This window comes from Acinetobacter sp. 766875 (assembly GCF_000582055.1).
GTDB classification, from domain to species: domain Bacteria; phylum Pseudomonadota; class Gammaproteobacteria; order Pseudomonadales; family Moraxellaceae; genus Acinetobacter; species Acinetobacter nosocomialis.
In genome coordinates this window covers 99,796-116,182 of record NZ_JEXX01000001.1, presented here as the reverse complement: position 1 = coordinate 116,182, position 16,387 = coordinate 99,796, and the positions used below count along the sequence as shown (strand labels likewise).

14 protein-coding genes are annotated in these 16,387 nt (G+C 37.4%); 10 read left to right on the top strand and 4 right to left on the bottom strand.

Annotated elements, in window-relative coordinates:
* Positions 1-29: 29 nt before the first annotated feature.
* Both J576_RS00510 and J576_RS00505 read right to left on the bottom strand, forming a co-directional pair.
* On the bottom strand, positions 30-938 hold the full coding sequence (locus J576_RS00510) for a DMT family transporter (RefSeq protein ID WP_002052891.1): 909 nt from the start codon (positions 936-938) through the stop codon (positions 30-32).
* A 10-nt stretch (positions 939-948) separates the two neighbouring features.
* Entirely contained in the window at positions 949-1,434 is a 486-nt protein-coding gene (locus J576_RS00505; protein WP_081401001.1) for a YaiI/YqxD family protein, read from the bottom strand.
* A 256-nt stretch (positions 1,435-1,690) separates the two neighbouring features.
* Between J576_RS00505 and J576_RS00500 the strand changes: the two genes are divergently transcribed.
* The gene (locus J576_RS00500) at positions 1,691-2,632 is read left to right on the top strand and encodes a hypothetical protein (RefSeq protein ID WP_033855451.1); all 942 of its coding nucleotides are present in this window, start codon (positions 1,691-1,693) and stop codon (positions 2,630-2,632) included.
* A gap of 33 nt (positions 2,633-2,665) precedes the next feature.
* Positions 2,666-2,812 carry a hypothetical protein gene (locus J576_RS20170; protein ID WP_000691795.1) on the top strand — a complete coding sequence of 49 codons (147 nt, stop codon included), beginning with the start codon at positions 2,666-2,668 and terminating at the stop codon, positions 2,810-2,812.
* Between the two features lie 58 nt (positions 2,813-2,870).
* On the opposite strand, the gene serC is transcribed toward J576_RS20170, so the two are convergent.
* A complete protein-coding gene (gene serC / locus J576_RS00495) occupies positions 2,871-3,950 on the bottom strand; it encodes a 3-phosphoserine/phosphohydroxythreonine transaminase (RefSeq protein WP_002052530.1) in 1,080 nt (359 codons plus the stop codon).
* A gap of 376 nt (positions 3,951-4,326) precedes the next feature.
* Here serC and J576_RS00490 point away from each other — a divergent pair, with 376 nt between their 5' ends.
* The 8 genes from J576_RS00490 (at position 4,327) to J576_RS00455 (ending at position 13,233) form a co-directional block, all read left to right on the top strand.
* Positions 4,327-5,814 carry a TolC family protein gene (locus tag J576_RS00490; RefSeq protein ID WP_025467954.1) on the top strand — a complete coding sequence of 496 codons (1,488 nt, stop codon included), beginning with the start codon at positions 4,327-4,329 and terminating at the stop codon, positions 5,812-5,814.
* A gap of 12 nt (positions 5,815-5,826) precedes the next feature.
* Entirely contained in the window at positions 5,827-6,945 is a 1,119-nt protein-coding gene (locus tag J576_RS00485) for an HlyD family secretion protein (RefSeq protein ID WP_033855450.1), read from the top strand.
* A gap of 3 nt (positions 6,946-6,948) precedes the next feature.
* Entirely contained in the window at positions 6,949-8,079 is a 1,131-nt protein-coding gene (locus tag J576_RS00480) for an ABC transporter permease (protein WP_212750203.1), read from the top strand.
* A complete protein-coding gene (locus J576_RS00475; RefSeq protein ID WP_002048535.1) occupies positions 8,076-9,167 on the top strand; it encodes an A1S_2622 family ABC transporter permease subunit in 1,092 nt (363 codons plus the stop codon). The genes J576_RS00480 and J576_RS00475 overlap by 4 nt, the downstream gene beginning before the upstream one ends.
* Positions 9,168-9,423: 256 nt before the next feature.
* Complete coding sequence (locus J576_RS00470; RefSeq protein WP_033855448.1) at positions 9,424-10,218, top strand: ChbG/HpnK family deacetylase; 795 nt, start codon at positions 9,424-9,426, stop codon at positions 10,216-10,218.
* Positions 10,215-11,195, top strand: coding sequence for a glycosyltransferase family 2 protein (locus tag J576_RS00465; RefSeq protein WP_002048490.1), 981 nt, complete (start codon positions 10,215-10,217; stop codon positions 11,193-11,195). The genes J576_RS00470 and J576_RS00465 overlap by 4 nt, the downstream gene beginning before the upstream one ends.
* A 1-nt stretch (position 11,196) precedes the next feature.
* Entirely contained in the window at positions 11,197-11,577 is a 381-nt protein-coding gene (locus tag J576_RS00460; RefSeq protein WP_002048512.1) for a GtrA family protein, read from the top strand.
* Between the two features lie 9 nt (positions 11,578-11,586).
* Positions 11,587-13,233, top strand: coding sequence for an ArnT family glycosyltransferase (locus J576_RS00455; protein ID WP_002048549.1), 1,647 nt, complete (start codon positions 11,587-11,589; stop codon positions 13,231-13,233).
* A 55-nt stretch (positions 13,234-13,288) separates the two neighbouring features.
* Here J576_RS00455 and gyrA read toward each other — a convergent pair whose 3' ends face one another.
* Positions 13,289-16,003, bottom strand: coding sequence for a DNA gyrase subunit A (gyrA, locus tag J576_RS00450; RefSeq protein ID WP_002048588.1), 2,715 nt, complete (start codon positions 16,001-16,003; stop codon positions 13,289-13,291).
* Between the last annotated feature and the right edge of the window lie 384 nt (positions 16,004-16,387).

Below are 16,387 nucleotides of genomic sequence, written 5' to 3'. Positions count from 1 at the left end.
TAAGCTCAACAAATTACCCTCATCTTCTCCTATTTAGATTTAATATGTTGGGCAAAATTACGATTTGCTTGAATGTCTTTATAGAAATACAGAAATAGACCAAACAAGATAATAAATGCCCCCACAAAAACCATCATTGAAAGATGTTCATGGTTTAAAACAGCACCAATCATCATAGCTAACATAGGCGTAATAACGGTTGTAAGCGATAAAGTAGTTGCTTTGATATTTTGTACAAGTTTGAAATAACAGAACATAGCAACGAGTGAAGCCATAAGAACTGTATAAATTAGAGCAAATAAGGATTTAGCTTGTGGCAAATGGGTCGGAGCATATTGCCAAATAAATGGAATAAGACAGCTCGCCAAAAGCGATGAGACTAAGATTGAACCTGTTGCCTGAGCCATAGGTTGAATTTGGGCATTCACTTTTTTTACCCAAAAAATAGAAAATGAATAAACAAAAACGCTGACCAACATTAAGACAATACCAAATGGATGCACGTGCTGACCAGATCCATTCAAACAAATGATTGCTAGACCACAAACGGCAATCGCCATACCAAGCCACTGCAATTTATAAAGATGCTGACCAAAAGCAAAACGGCCAATTAATCCAGCCATGATAGGCGCCAGACCGAACATGAGTGCGATCATGCCTGAACTTAAATATTGAGTTGCAGCATAAGTAAAAATTTGAGAGCCAATTAAACTAAAAGACCCTGCAAAATAACTATGGAGAGCTTGCTTATGAGTGGGAAAAGAAGTTTTTAGAATAAGTAAAACAATAACTGAAAGAGGTAAAGCAATATAAAAACGTAAGAGTAAGGCCCACATAACATGTAAGTCAGACACGCTCCACACAATGGCTAAAGGTGTCGTTGCCCAAATAAATACAAGCAAGACGTAAGTTGAAGCCAAGTTAGTTTGGGATGGCATAAGAGGCTCACTAAGCTGTTTTACGTTTTTGCTTTAAAATTGTTTGATCGAGTGCACTGGAAAATTCGCGTTTATCTCGTTCTGAAATTGGAGGTGGGCCACCTGTCTGGACTCCTGCACCACGCAGCGTATCCATAAAGTCACGTAAGTGCAAACGGGCCTTAACATTTGCAGCGGTATAAATCTCACCACGTGGATGAATCGCGATACCACCTTTTTCAATAACTTGAGCAGCAAGCGGAATATCTTGTGTAATGACAATGTCATTTTCAGACATACGATCAACGATTTCCTGATCGGCTTGATCAGCCCCACTTAAAACCTGTATTGATTTAATGCGTACCGATGGGGTAATACCGACATTTTGATTGGCTACAAAAATCACTTCTAACTGATAACGATCTGAAGCTCGCAAAATGACTTCACGCAGAATTTTAGGTAATGCATCTGCGTCTACCCATAACTTAAATGGCAGCACGTTATTCTCTATTTCCACTAAAAATATAAGTCTAACAGATGCATTTCATTAGAGAATAGCGCTAAATATAAAACTTGTTTTCTAAATTTAATTTTAACAATCTCTTAACAGTCGACTATATTCACTCTTAAAAGCACGTGTTTTGCCTATTGAAAGGCTTTTTAATAAGTAAATATGTGCTTTTGCAAGAGAATTTACATATGTTGACTTGAAAAATAGCAATTACCCTCGATTTAATATAACAAGTGAGATAAACCCAACATCAATCGTACTTATGAAAAATCAAAACAGTCCAGAAGTTATTACGGTAAACGACCAAAATTTTGGTAGTCATGGCGAGCATTGGAATCTACTGACCGCCCATCCAGAGACAGATGTACCAAAATGGCTTGGACTGGCGCTTGATGCTCCTGTAATGCCAATGGGTTTATGCCAAAGTGAAGATGAAATGGATCAATCTTTTTGGCTGATTCAAGGTCCTCAAGGGCAAAATGTCACCATTAACCAAATTATTGCAGTTGAAAATCAAAAGCCTCGTGCTCTAAAAACAGCATTTCCTAGTTTTGAAAGCCCGTATCAATATAATGCACAAATTGAGCGCATCATTACTTGTGATTCAGCAACTCAGGCAGTATTAAGTTTAAGATTAAATAAAAATACGACTGTTTATGCATTTGATAATTTATTTAGTGTTAATCGTTGTCAATATGACAAAACCCAAACTTACCAAGTTCAATTTAATGCATGGGCTTATGAATTAGAGTCCGTTCCTGCCGGCGAAACAATTGTTGTAGATGATCCGGCATCAATTAAGCATCACCGTGCGTTAAATGCAATTTTAACTGAACATAATGGTACTGCACCTGAAAACCTACAAGAACTCATTAATGAATGGCAACCAAAAACTGAGGAAGATCAAGAACCTGTAACGGTTGATTTTTCAAAAATGGTTGCATATTTATATGGGGAAAATCTTGGTCAAGAAGACGAAGCTTGGTTCCAAGGTAATATTGTCGGTAAAACTTCAATGACATTTATGGGTGCAGAATATACTCTTTATGATGTCACTTTAGTTTTAGAAGACAATCTTCCTGCCATATTAGTGCGCATCGCGACCCAAAATGATTTGTACAAAAACTTTAATATTGGTGAATATATTCGCGGTAATATCTGGATTCAGGCGAATATTTATGCTAAAAATAGTGAAACTAATTGAATTTCACTAATATTTTAAAAATTAGGCTATTGAATGAAGATTATACCTGAACAAACCACCAGCCTCATTCAAACTAGTAACCCACGTATAAGGGTCGATACTGGTGCGTTTTGCTTTTTCGTTTTAGGTATGTTCTTAGCTGCGATGATGATACATCAATTTGGTTTTATGCCTTTTTAATTAATAAATTATATAAAAATAAAGCCCTCTTTTTGAGGGCTTTATTTTTTTGATTTACTTAACCATTACGTTTAGCAAAATCATCCATAAAGCGAATAAGTGCTTGTACGCCTTCTAATGGCACAGCGTTATAAATACTTGCACGCATACCCCCAACTGAGCGGTGACCGGCCAAGTTCAATAAATGATTTTCTTCAGCTTCTTTCAAGAATTGCTTTTCTAAAGCTTCATCTGCCAAAGTGAATGGTACATTCATAATTGAACGGTTTGGAATAGCAATTGGGTTATTATAGAAATCGCTTGAATCGATATAACCATAGAGTAACTGAGCTTTTTCAAGGTTAACTTTATGAATAGCGTCTACCCCACCCTGCTCTAATAACCATTCAAATACTAAACCTGACAAGTACCAAGCATAAGTTGAAGGAGTATTTACCATAGAACCATTTTTCGCTTGGTCACCATATTTTAAAATGCTTGGAATTTCTGGCTTAGCTTGGTCAAGTAAATCATCACGAACAATAACGATTGTTAAACCAGCAGGACCAATATTTTTTTGTGCGCCAGCATAAATTAAACCAAACTTGGTCACATCTAATGGAGCCGATAAAATACTTGATGAATAGTCGCATACAAGTGGCGCTTTAACATCAGGAATACCTGCAAACTGTAATCCGCCAATTGTTTCGTTATCTGCATAATGAATATATGCTGCATCGTCAGACAAGTTCCATTCGCTTTGATCAGAGATGGCGAACTTACCATCTACTTTAATACCTGCTTCTACAGTATTAATATCACCATAGCGTTTTGCTTCTTTTAACGCTTTTTCAGACCAAATTCCTGTATGGATATAATCTGCTTTGTTATTTTTACCAAGCAGGTTTAAAGGAATTGCTGAAAATTGTAATGACGCGCCGCCTTGTAAAAACAGTACTTTATAGTTTTCAGGAATATTCATAAGCTTACGCAAATCTGCTTCAGCTTTTTCAGCTACGGCAACATAGTCAGCACTACGGTGACTCATTTCCATGATGGATAGACCTTTACCTTGCCAATCCAACAACTCTTTTTGAGCTTTTTCTAAAACGGCAGTAGGTAATGCAGCAGGACCAGCACAGAAATTGTACGCGCGCATGATTTTTCCCTTGTAAAGTGAAACACAATAAAAAAAGGCATTTAACCACAGATTGCTTAAGCTTGCAGCAGCTTCTCTAGTAAATATTTCAATGCTAGGGCGTATTTAGGTTTATTTTTTCAATAACTATTTTATTTATTTCTTTGCTTTCACTTATTTTTTTATAAGTTTTATTAAATAAAGTTCAACTTGACTTGTTAATCGAGTTCCCCATACTGTGAGGAATATATAAAGTTTGCTGTATGATTTTCCGTCAAGCAAAATAAACTCAAAATCATTTTGTGCTTTTATACAATTGTATAATAAACAATATGATAATTGAATTTAATAACAAGAAATTTAAACTATAAGGGATGATCAAAAATTGTTATATAAAATGCCAACACATCAGTATCGACAGTCAATACGCCCTTTTTTCTTTAAACCCAATTACCTTGCGTTGGTATTGGGAGTATTTATTGCAACGCCTATTTATGCACAAAGCTTAAGTTATGCTGAAGCAGAACAACAAGTTTTAAAAAGCTCGTATAGCACTCAAGCCAACCAAGCTTTACAACAAGCCTCTCAATTAGAAGCCGAAGCAGTAAAAGGTTTAGGCTTACCCAGAGTTGATTTAAACGTTAGAGCATACGCGTTTCATAGTGAAACAGATGTGCCACTTAGTGGTTTTAAGCAAAAACTTGAGAATGATTTAAGCCAAGGATTAAACGACAAATTGTCTCAGTGGAACAATGTCATTCCATCAGATGTTTTAGGACAAGTTCAAGAAGGTTCAAACCAAATCATCCATGATGGAATCAATCGTTTTCCTAACTACGCTAATTTGACTGTAGAAGACCAAGTAGTCCGCCCCTCTATTTCAGTTGTGATGCCAATCTATACAGGAGGCTTGACGACTAGTGCAAAGAAAATAGCTAATATTCAAGCTCAACGTTCCGAGCTTTCAAGCCAACAACAGCAAGATATACAGCGCTTCGAAGTCGTACAAAGTTACTTTAATGTGCAATTACAACAACAACTGGTCGCGAGTAGCTTATTTAACTTTAATGCAATGCAAAAGCATTACAGCAACGCGCTAAAGCTCGAACAGCAAGGTTTTATTAGTAAAGGACAACGCATGCAATTTGAAGTTGCCCGTAACAATGCCGAACGAACATTACAAAATGCTCAAGCAAATCTGAATGCTAGCCAATTCAGTTTAAACAATCTTCTTCATCAGCAAAGTAATCCTGATTTGAGTACTCCTCTTTTTGTAAATACAGTTCGTAGCCAATCTTTAGAAGCACTGCTAAGTAGTTACGCTCAAAAATCAAGCCTTGTGCAAAAAATGCAGTTAGACACCCAATTGGCTAATGCGAATATTCAGGCTCAACAAGCAGCTAAAAAGCCAAGCCTCTTTGCTTTTGGTGAATATTCACTCGATGAAAATGAAAACTGGATTGTAGGTGTCATGGCAAAATACAATCTGTTTTCTGGCGTAGATAAAAATAAGAATATTCATGCTGCCGAGTTAAAACGTTATGCCTCAGAACTCATGACTGAACGAACTAAACAAGAGATTGAAGCTTTATTGAATAAGTCTTATAACGAGCTCAATTCAGCGCAGCAAAGTCATACCTTACTTCAAAGAAATATCAATGCAGCTCAAGAAAACTTACGTATTCAGGAGCTTTCTTTCCGTGAAGGTATGGGAACAGCCACACAAGTCATTGACGCGCAAAATGCGTTAAGTGCTTTAAAAACAGAAATGGCTTTAAATGCTTATAAATATGTCATGTCGCTCGCAACGCTATTGCAAAGCCATGGTTCTATGGACCAGTTTAAAGCTTATGTGACTCAACCACACACCGACTATATCCGCTAATGGGGGCATAACATGAATCAAGAATCATCTTCTTCTCAGCAAGATTCACCTGTTACGGATACAGAGCATACAGGTCAAGATCAACAAAATATTCAAACCGACAATGCGCAAGAAGTAAAAACGAGTAAAAGTTCTCAACCGCCTAAAAGTTCAAAAATTAAACTAATTATTGCGGTGGGCATTATTGCTCTATTAGGGCTAATCATTTTCGGTTTATGGAAAAGTTATCAACCTAAGCCTATTGAATTACAAGGCAGAGTTGAGGCTGAAACGATTCACGTCAGTACTAAAGTTCCAAGTCGTATTGAAGAAATTTATGTGCAAGAAGGCCAAAAAGTTTCTAAAGGACAACCTCTGGTTCGTTTAGTCAGCCCAGAAATTGAAGCTAAAAAGCAGCAAGCTTTAGCTACACTACAATCAGCTTTAGCTTTTCAGTCTACTGTAGACCGTGGTTCGCAACAGGAAAATATTGATACTCTTTATGCCAACTGGCAAAGTATGAAAGCTCAGGCGAACCTTGCAAAAACCACTTATCAACGTGGTGAAAATTTATATAGACAAGGTGTTATTTCTCGTCAAAGACGAGATGAGATGTTAGCTGCACAAACTTCTGCTCAAGAGTTAAGTGAAGCAGCTTATCAACAATATGCTCGAGCAAAGCGCGGAAGTACCAGTCAGCAGAAATCTACAGCAGATGCACAAGTTGATATTGCCAAAGCAGCAGTCAGTGAAGCTCAAGCACTTGAGGCAGAAACCCGCCTACTCGCTCCTATTTCAGGTACAGTTTCAAAAACTTATGGCAAACCTTCTGAACTCGTTGCGATGGGTGTACCGGTTGTCAGCATTTTAGAAGATGATGATTTGTGGGTGAGTTTAAATGTCGGTGAAAATCAGTACGCTTCTGTTTATAAAAACAAAACGCTAGAGGGATTCATTCCTGCGCTGAACCAAACCGTAATGTTTAAAGTGAAAAATATTGATGCCGAAGGTGAATTTGCCACCATTAAAACCACACGTCAAACCGGCGGTTATGATATCCGTAGCTTTAAATTGCATTTGGTACCTGAGCGTCCTGTCAAAGATTTAAAAGTTGGCATGAGTGTTCTATTTAAAATTAAAGAAGAAAAATAAAGCATGTTTGCCAGTATATTACGTGAACTAAACTATCTAAGAAGCAATAAATGGGATTTGTGTATGGTGACACTTATCCCTGCTTTTATCATTTTTTTGTTTAGCAGCATGTTTTATGCAGGTAAGGCTGAACATTTACCTATCGCGATTATTGATCAGGATCAAAGTGAGCTGAGCCGCAATATTGAAAAGTATCTTTCGTTAAATCATACAGTAGATGTTAAAACAATTACTGCAAGCTCGACCGAAGCTGAAAAACTACTCAATGAAACCAAAATTTGGGGCTATGTTTTTATTCCTGACGGCGCTGAAAAACGTTTTGTAAAAGCTCAAGACGCACAAATCAGTATTGCTTTTAATCAGTCATTTTTTAGCGTAGGAAATACGATTTCCTCAGCAATGCTAGTCAGTACACTGAATGCTTTAGCAGACTATGCAGGCCAGAGTTATCTTGCAAATAATATTCCTTATTTAGATGTCCCTACAGCACACATCAAAATTTCAACACTCTATAATCCAAGCATGAGCTATGAATTTTATTTAGCACCTTTCATGGTTCCTGCTGTTTTGCATCTATTACTCTGTTGTTGTGTGGCTTTTGCTATTGGACAAGAGCTTAAACGCAGCACATTAACCCAGTGGGTCAACCGCGAAAATTTTATTCGCGGCTTACTGGCTAAAAATTTACTTTATAGCTTTATTTTTTGTCTTTGGACTTGGTTATGGATGTTTTGGCTAGTTGAGATCCGAGGTTGGTTTGTCGCAGGTTCTCTTAGTCTTTTATTAGCTGCCCAGTTTTTGCTTTATTTTTCTTATGCACTCATTAGTAGTACTGTCATTTTAGCCACCAAAAATTTAAGTAAAACTTTTGGTTTTATTGCAGTATACGGCGGGGCTTCTTTAAGTTTTGCAGGGGGTACCCTACCTTTAAATAATGCACCGATTTTCACTAAATTTTGGTCTTTAATTATTCCATATACACCTTATGCAAAGCTCCAAACCGAACAATGGGTGATTGGAAGTCCACTTTTTATTTCAATGACGCCCTTTTTAATACTGATTGGCTACTGCCTTATTTATTTTATTTTGAGTTCCTTGCTGCTTAAAAAACTAGTTCGGGGGGCAGCGCAATGAAAGAGTTCTTAAAGGCTTATGCCCAAACGTTTAAAGATATTGTTGGTAACAGTTCGGTTTTCACGACACTGATTTTATCAGTCATTCTTTATAGCTTTTTTTATCCAACTGCTTATAAAGCTGAACGTGCCGAATCAATTCCAATTGTCGTGGTTGATGAAGAACAGAGTCTTTTAAGCTCTCAAATTATTGGACAAGCAAGCAATAGTCCGCACGTTAAAATTGTTAATGTGACTGCTAATTTTCTCCAAGCTGAGCAAATGGTTCGCGAGCAAAAAGCAGATGGTATTTTGCTTTTACCCAACAACTTAACACAGAGCCTACGCCGCGGAGAAACTGGTGGAATTGGCTTGTACTTAAGTACAACCAACTTCTTAAAAACTAAAGAAATTGGGTTAGGTCTTGCTACATCTATTGAAGCTACATTAAAAGAATATGTTGAAAAATTTGGAGAGCGTACACATTTCCAACCAGCTCTTTCTATTCATCAGGTTCCTTTATTTAACCCCCTTTCAGGTTATGGAAGCTATATTTTTCCAGCAGTTGCAACACTCATTATTCACCAAACGATTGTATTAGGTTTAGCCATGCTGATTGCAAGCTACCGCGAACAGCATGAAAAAATTACCTCCATTCGTTTTGCTGGAATTTTTGCCAGCCTGTTTACTATTGGTTGTTTAAGCAGCTTTTATCTTTTTGGTTTTACCTTGTGGTTCAACGACTACCCACACGGTGGAAACTTTATTGGTTTACTCGTCGCGGTTCCTATTTTTATTAGTTGTGTGATTGGACTAGGCATGTTAGTTGGTTCACTTTTAGACATGCCTGAACGTGCCGGACATATTATTGTATTTAGTTCAGTTCCGCTTTTCTTATTAACCGGTACCGCATGGCCCCACCACGCCATGCCAGAATGGCTAGAATGGTTTGCTTGGTGCTTACCCTCTACACACGGTGTACAAATGTTTGTACAGCTTAATCAAATGGGTGTTCCTTTAAATGTTGTGATTCCTAAATTGATTTTTCTTGCAATAATTGGAATCATTTTTTTAATTATTGCTCATTCACGTTTAAAAAATTCCAAATAAATTTAATGACTCATAAATGTGTATAAATTATATTTTTATTTACTATAAAATCTTATAGTTAAAGCTTATTTCTTAAATAATTGACCAAAAAAATCTAAAAAAACAAATAAATTCAAAGTATTAATTTGTATCAATTGTCATGAAACCTTAAGAAAACTTTAAGTTGAAATTAAGAAATTTTCTCCATAGTAATTAGTATAGTTTTTCAGCAGCTACGCAGAGTATTCTGTAATCCTGCCTATGACGGAATCTGGATATGGCAAAAGTGTGTTATTGCGCAGATGACTTTGCAATGAATGCAGAAATATCAGACGCAATTATTCAACTTATTGAACAAGGTGCCCTACAGGCAACCTCATGTATGACCCAATCTGAATTGTGGGAAACTGCTGCTGCTAAATTAAAACCTTTTAGCGATCAAATTGATATCGGTTTGCATTTAAATCTTACCCATCAATTCGCTTCAGGTAATACTGTTTTTTCCTTACCTATGCTTATTTTACGTGCATGGTCTTCAAGCCTGAATCGTGAATTAATTACGAAATGTATTGAAGAGCAATGGGACTTATTTGTTTCAGTCATGGGAAAACAGCCAGACTTTATTGATGGACATCAACATATTCATCAATTTCCGTTTATACGCGATATTTTGCTGCAATTGTTAAAAGAGAAGAAATTTACGGGCTGGATTCGAAATTTACAGCATCCGATTGATTTACCTCACTATCGTTTTAAGACTCGTGTGCTCTCTGCACTTGGTTCTAACTCTTTGGCAAAAGCATGTCAAACATATCAATTTAATCAGAACGACCAATTTGCTGGTATTTATGATTTAAAGCAAACTGATTATGGCGAACTCAATCAATACTGGCTTGCACATGCAAAAGACCATTTACTGATAATGTGCCATCCAGCACTTGCAGAATCAAATGATCAAGATCCGATTCAGCACGCCCGAATACAAGAATATGAATATTTTAGTTCGGATCAGTTTCAAATTGATTGTCAGCAATATGGTATCCAGCTCACTAGACTAGGGGCAATGCAATGAACACAAAACCATTTTTATCCTGCGTTGTTCCAGCTTATAACGAAGCAGAAAATTTAAAAACTTTTATTCCTGCTTTAGCAAATAGTCTAAAACAGCAAAATCTTAGCTATGAAATTATTGTGGTCGATGATGGAAGTAAGGACGATACTATTCCAATTTTGCAAACAATGATTGATGACTATCCCTTAGTTGTGCTTGAACTTTCACGCAACTTTGGTAAAGAAGCAGCTTTAAGTGCTGGTTTAGATCATGTGACAGGCGAAGTTACTTTACTAATTGATGCGGATTTTCAACACCCATTTGAAGCAATTCCAACCATGATCAACCTTTGGAAAAATGGTTATGACATGGTGTATGGCATTCGTAATCGCTCCACTGAATCTTGGCTTAAACGTGTTTTAACTCAAGGTTACTATCGTATATTAAACTTAAGCTCACCGATCGATATTCCAGAAAGTGCTGGAGACTTTCGTCTATTAGACGCAAAAGTTGTTGAAGCAATTAAACAATTGCCAGAAAAAAATCGCTATATGAAAGGCCTATATGCTTGGGTTGGTTTTAAAAGTATAGGCGTTAATTTTTCTGAACAGGAACGTCAGCACGGCCGTTCTAGTTTTAACGTAAAATCTCTATTTAACTTGGCTATGTCAGGTTTAACTGGTTTTTCAGATTTACCTTTACGCATCTGTATTTATTTAGGCGCAATTCTGGCTTTAGGTGCTATGGGCTACGGCGTATGGATCATCATTAAAACGTTGATCGAAGGAATTTCTGTCCCAGGTTGGGCAACACTTGCAGCAGGTATGACTTTACTTGGCGGTATACAGCTGTTATTCCTAGGTATTGTTGGTGAATATATTAGTCGTATTTATGCTGAAGTAAAAAATAGACCAAAATATATTGTTGCATCCGAACATTCTCGTATTAAACAAGAAAAATCTATCACAAAGCCGGAAAATACTTTCTCTAGTTTCTAACATGTTTGCTCATATTCTTCAGCTCACGCGGTTTGCTACTACTGGAGCCGCAGCAGCACTTACTCACTACAGTGTCGCCATGCTTCTGTTTAAGAAGCATGTTGCACTGCAATATGCCAATTTACTCGCATTTTTAGTTGCCTATTGGGTGAGCTATTTCGGGCATCGTATTTTTACTTTCAAAGCACATCATCTTGATCATCGTCAGACTCTACCAAAATTCACATTGGTTGCAGGCTTAGGTTTTTTATTTAATGAAAGTTTTCTTCTACTCTCGAACCTCTATTTTAATGTCCCTGTTTCAACCTTAGTGTGTATTGCAATTGTTCTGACCTCTGTCGTGACTTTCTTGCTTAACCGTTTTTTTGCATTTCAACATTAAGGATTGTGTATGCAGCAATGGCTTCGTAATTCCAAATTTTTATTATTTTTTTTACCGTGTTGGTTACTTCTTCTTTCTTGGATAAGACCTCTATCTGTACCTGATGAAGGACGCTATGGAGATATTAGCCGAGCTATGGTCGAGTCTGGAGATTGGTTAACTCCACGAATCGATGGTTTGCCATTCATGCATAAACCCCCTCTACTACACTGGTTAAGTTCTATTTTTATGGAGCTTTTTGGCGTACATGTATGGGTGTTACGGTTAGTACCTGTTTTAGCTGGTACCCTCATGTTAGTGGGACTATTCTTATTTGTAAAAAAGCATATTTCGGAAGGCGTAGCACAGCTTACGGTTATCATTTTAGCGACCAACCTGCTTTTTTTTGGTAGTAGTCAATATATTAACCATGATTTACTAGTAGCCTCATGGATTACGATTAGTGTTTTATGCTTTGCTGATTTCACCATTTCTGCACGTAAACCTATTTTATTTTTAGGTTACATCGCTGGTGCAGCTGCTTTTCTAAGTAAAGGTCTCATTGGGGTTCTCATTCCAGGTATGATCCTGTTGCCGTGGATACTCTACACAAAACAATGGAAGAAAATACCTTCGTTTCTTAATCCATTGGCGATCTTGCTATTTTTGCTCATCATTAGTCCATGGCTCTATGCAGTACAAAGTAAATATCCTCAATTTTTACATTACTTCTTTATTGACCAACAATTTAGTCGATTTAGTTCAAAAGAATTTAATAATAAACAACCATGGTGTTTCTATCTGCTTATTTTATTTGTCAGCTGCTTACCATGGTTTTTTGCGAGTAGATTTGAATCTATTAAGACCATCTTTAAAGACTATAAGCAATCAGGTGTATTTGCCCTGCTTGTATGGTGGTTTATTTCTGTTACGGTTTTCTTCTCTATTCCACCATCTAAACTAGCGGGCTATATTTTACCTGCTGTGCCACCTCTTGCTATTTTCTTAGCACTTGTGATTAACAAAGTTCTTGAAAGCAGTTATAAAACCAAATTACAGATTTGGGGTACTCCTGTATTTATTATACTTCTTGGAATTGGTATTGCTGCTACACCTCGTTTTATTCGTGCAAATCAACCTTTTTTCCAACACGAAGCTGTATTTATTTATACCATTGGTGCGCTGTTAATTGTGCTCCCACTGGTTTTAGTGTGGTTATACAAAAAGCAAAAAGTGAGCTATTTAAACTATATTTTTATAAGTTTAATTGTTTTATGTAGCTCTGTTCCTTTTGCCGTTCGTATTTTAGATACCAAAAATAATGTTGGCCAAACAGATTTTGCTGAGTACATTACTCCATCTACAAAAATAGTTTTCTACAATTACTATTTTTATGATGTGCCATTCCTTTTAAAGCTTAAACAGCCTGTCTATATTGTAAATGAATGGGATAGTGTCCATTCCGATAGTGCTTCTTTAGAAATTAAAGATGGCTTGTTATTTGAGCCCCAACTTAAAAAGTATTTGTGGAGCGAACAGCAGCTCAAAGATGCTTTATCTCAAAAGCAAGATCTAATCGTGGTAAGTCAACCAAATAATTTTTCGACTAAAGACCCATCGGTAAAAACTCTACATTACCGAAACTATGATGTATTTATTTTCCATCCGGCAAAATAAATAGACGAGAAATAAAAAAGGAAGCCTAGGCTTCCTTTTTTTATTTTAAAACGTTTTACTCTTCAGAAGTATCTTCATTATTAGATACAACTTCTTCGCTATCAGTTTCAGTCGTATCTACTTCGCCTTCAAGAAGTTCTTCTTCGTCTTCTACAGCTTCAATTGAAACTACACCAACGAGGGTTTCTTCTTCACTTAAACGGATGAGACGAACACCTTGAGCATTACGGCCTGTCATTGCAACTTCTGCTGCACGTGTACGAACAAGCGTACCACCATCAGAAATCAACAATAATTCTTTAGTTTCATCAATAGAAACTGCACCAACTAGCTCACCGTTACGTTCACTTGTTTTAATTGCAATAACGCCCTTACCACCACGTTTCTTGGTTGGGAAGTCATTTACAGGAGTACGTTTACCGTAACCGTTGGCACTTGCACATAGTACTTCACCTGTTTCAGGTACAACGACAAGCGATACGATACGACTTACTAGATTCGAATCTGCTGAATCATCATTATCATCTGATTCATCATTTTCTACATCTGCATCTTCTTCACTTAGGATACTGCTAGCAAAGCTCACGCGCATACCACGTACACCTTTAGCTGTACGACCCATTGCACGTACGTCAGTTTCAGCAAAACGAATTGCCTTACCTTCGTTAGAGAACAACATGATTTGCTGATTACCATCAGTAATCGCAACACCAATTAAGGTATCTTCTTCATTAAGCTCAATAGCACGTAGACCATTTGAACGAATGTTTGCAAATTGTTCTAACTCAACACGCTTAACCGTACCAGAAGCTGTGGCCATAAACACATAGTGGTTTTCTGGGAACTCTGTTAACGGCAAGATTGCAGTTACTGTTTCTGTTGCATCTAGAGGTAACAAGTTCACGATTGGACGACCTTTTGCCCCACGTGATGCTTGAGGAACCTCAAATACTTTTAGACGGTACACTTTACCTACATTGGTAAAGCAAAGTACAGTCGCGTGATTCGATGCCACAATCAGATGTTGAATAAAGTCATCATCTTTCATTGAGGTTGCAGACTTACCACGTCCACCGCGACGCTGTGCCTGATAGTCTGAAAGTGGTTGAGTTTTTGCATAACCCGTTTGTGAAACAGTTAATACAACTTGCTCTTCCGGAATCAAATCTTCACGGCAGAAATCAACACGAGATTCAACAATTTCAGTACGACGTGCATCGCCATATTGTTGTAATACTTGTGCTAACTCTTCACGAATAACGCCCATCAACAAGTTGAAGTCGTTTAAAATTGCTGTAAGTTCAGCAATTTGACCTAAAATTTCAGTATATTCTGCGTGTAACTTGTCTTGTTCCAGACCTGTTAAACGGTGTAAACGTAATTCTAAAATTGCGCCTACTTGTGTCGGAGATAAGCGGTAAATTGAATCGCTTAGACCAAATGGACGATTTGGATCTTCACCTTCAATTTCATCTGGACGAACAGAAATAGCACCTGCTTTTTCAAGTAATGAAACAACACCACCACCTGCCCACTCACCAGCAAGTAAACGCTCACGCGCTTCAGCAGGGTTAGCAGAAGTTTTGATGGTTTCAATAATTTCATCAATATTAGCTAAGGCAACTGTCAAACCTTCCAAGATATGACCACGTTCACGCGCTTTGCGTAATTCGAACATGGTACGGCGTGTCACAACTTCTTGGCGATGACGAATAAATGCCGCAATAATATCTTTCAGATTCATCAACTTTGGCTGTCCATTGTCTAGACAAACCATGTTGATGCTGAATGAGTTTTCAAGCTGGGTATTTAAGAATAAGTTATTTACAACGACTTCTGCGTTTTCACCGCGTTTCAAGTCAATTGCAATACGCATACCTTCTTTGTCAGACTCATCACGAAGTTCTGAAATACCTTCAAGTTTTTTCTCTTTTACTAACTCGGCAATACGTTCAATCACTCTTGCTTTGTTTACTTGATATGGAATTTCAGTAAAGACAATGGTTGTACGGCCTGTCTTTTCATCTTCTTCGAAATGGTATTTACCGCGAATGTGCAGACGACCTTTACCGGTACGGTAGGCATCAACAATACCTGATTTACCGTAAATAATACCGCCTGTAGGGAAGTCAGGACCGGTAATATATTCCATCAACCCTTCAATCGAGATATTCGGATTGTCAGCATAAGCCAAACATGCATTCACAACTTCAGTCATGTTATGTGGTGCCATGTTGGTAGCCATACCTACAGCAATACCCGCAGCACCGTTAATTAACAAGTTTGGAACACGTGTCGGAAGTACTTCAGGAATACGTTCCGAACCGTCGTAGTTATCTTCCCAGTCAACTGTGTCTTTTTCTAAATCTGCAAGAAGCTCATGTGCCAGCTTAGTCATACGGACTTCGGTATAACGCATCGCCGCGGCGCTATCGCCATCGATCGAACCGAAGTTACCCTGACCATCAACCAATAAATAACGTAAGCTAAAGTCTTGAGCCATACGAACAATGGTTTCATAAACAGCTGAGTCACCATGCGGGTGATATTTACCGATTACGTCCCCAACGACACGAGCAGATTTCTTGTAGGCTTTGTTATAGTCATTGCCCAATTCGTGCATGGCATAAAGCACACGACGGTGAACAGGTTTAAGACCGTCTCTCACATCCGGCAATGCACGAGATACGATTACACTCATTGCGTAATCTAAATATGAATGCTTGAGTTCGTCCTCAATGGCAATCGGTCGGATTTCCGATACGCTCATGCATACTCCTTCTTACAGATAGATATTTCTATCCGTTTATATGTCTTGATCTTGCAAAAAATTTAGTTCCGGAAAGTGAACTAAAATCGAAAAAAATATAGCTGTATACTATAGCATAAATTGCTCGATAACTGGGAGTTTAGCAATCTGAAAATAGCATTTTTTTACAATAAAAATTCTATTAGAATTAATAAGTTAAAATTATAGGTTTCTACTTTTAAATGTATTCATTAAAACTCAATTATTCGACCAAAATATAAACAGCATGAAAGTGCTCTTTTTAGAACACATTTCATGTATTTAAAGAATCTAACTTTTCGTCTTAGCTCAACTTAGCACTATTTGAGTTAAAGATTCCGAGTTCATTTTTAAAGCTAATTATGC

Bases quoted from the DNA above. Each gene is read 5' to 3' on its own strand.
- J576_RS00460 (WP_002048512.1), top strand. From the start codon at position 11,197: ATGTTTGCTCATATTCTTCAGCTCACGCGGTTTGCTACTACTGGAGCC.
- J576_RS00480 (WP_212750203.1), top strand. From the start codon at position 6,949: ATGTTTGCCAGTATATTACGTGAACTAAACTATCTAAGAAGCAATAAA.
- J576_RS00510 (WP_002052891.1), bottom strand. From the start codon at position 938: ATGCCATCCCAAACTAACTTGGCTTCAACTTACGTCTTGCTTGTATTT.
- J576_RS00475 (WP_002048535.1), top strand. From the start codon at position 8,076: ATGAAAGAGTTCTTAAAGGCTTATGCCCAAACGTTTAAAGATATTGTT.
- J576_RS00485 (WP_033855450.1), top strand. From the start codon at position 5,827: ATGAATCAAGAATCATCTTCTTCTCAGCAAGATTCACCTGTTACGGAT.
- gyrA (WP_002048588.1), bottom strand. From the start codon at position 16,003: ATGAGCGTATCGGAAATCCGACCGATTGCCATTGAGGACGAACTCAAG.
- J576_RS00490 (WP_025467954.1), top strand. From the start codon at position 4,327: ATGCCAACACATCAGTATCGACAGTCAATACGCCCTTTTTTCTTTAAA.
- J576_RS00500 (WP_033855451.1), top strand. From the start codon at position 1,691: ATGAAAAATCAAAACAGTCCAGAAGTTATTACGGTAAACGACCAAAAT.
- J576_RS00455 (WP_002048549.1), top strand. From the start codon at position 11,587: ATGCAGCAATGGCTTCGTAATTCCAAATTTTTATTATTTTTTTTACCG.
- J576_RS00470 (WP_033855448.1), top strand. From the start codon at position 9,424: ATGGCAAAAGTGTGTTATTGCGCAGATGACTTTGCAATGAATGCAGAA.
- J576_RS20170 (WP_000691795.1), top strand. From the start codon at position 2,666: ATGAAGATTATACCTGAACAAACCACCAGCCTCATTCAAACTAGTAAC.
- J576_RS00465 (WP_002048490.1), top strand. From the start codon at position 10,215: ATGAACACAAAACCATTTTTATCCTGCGTTGTTCCAGCTTATAACGAA.
- serC (WP_002052530.1), bottom strand. From the start codon at position 3,950: ATGCGCGCGTACAATTTCTGTGCTGGTCCTGCTGCATTACCTACTGCC.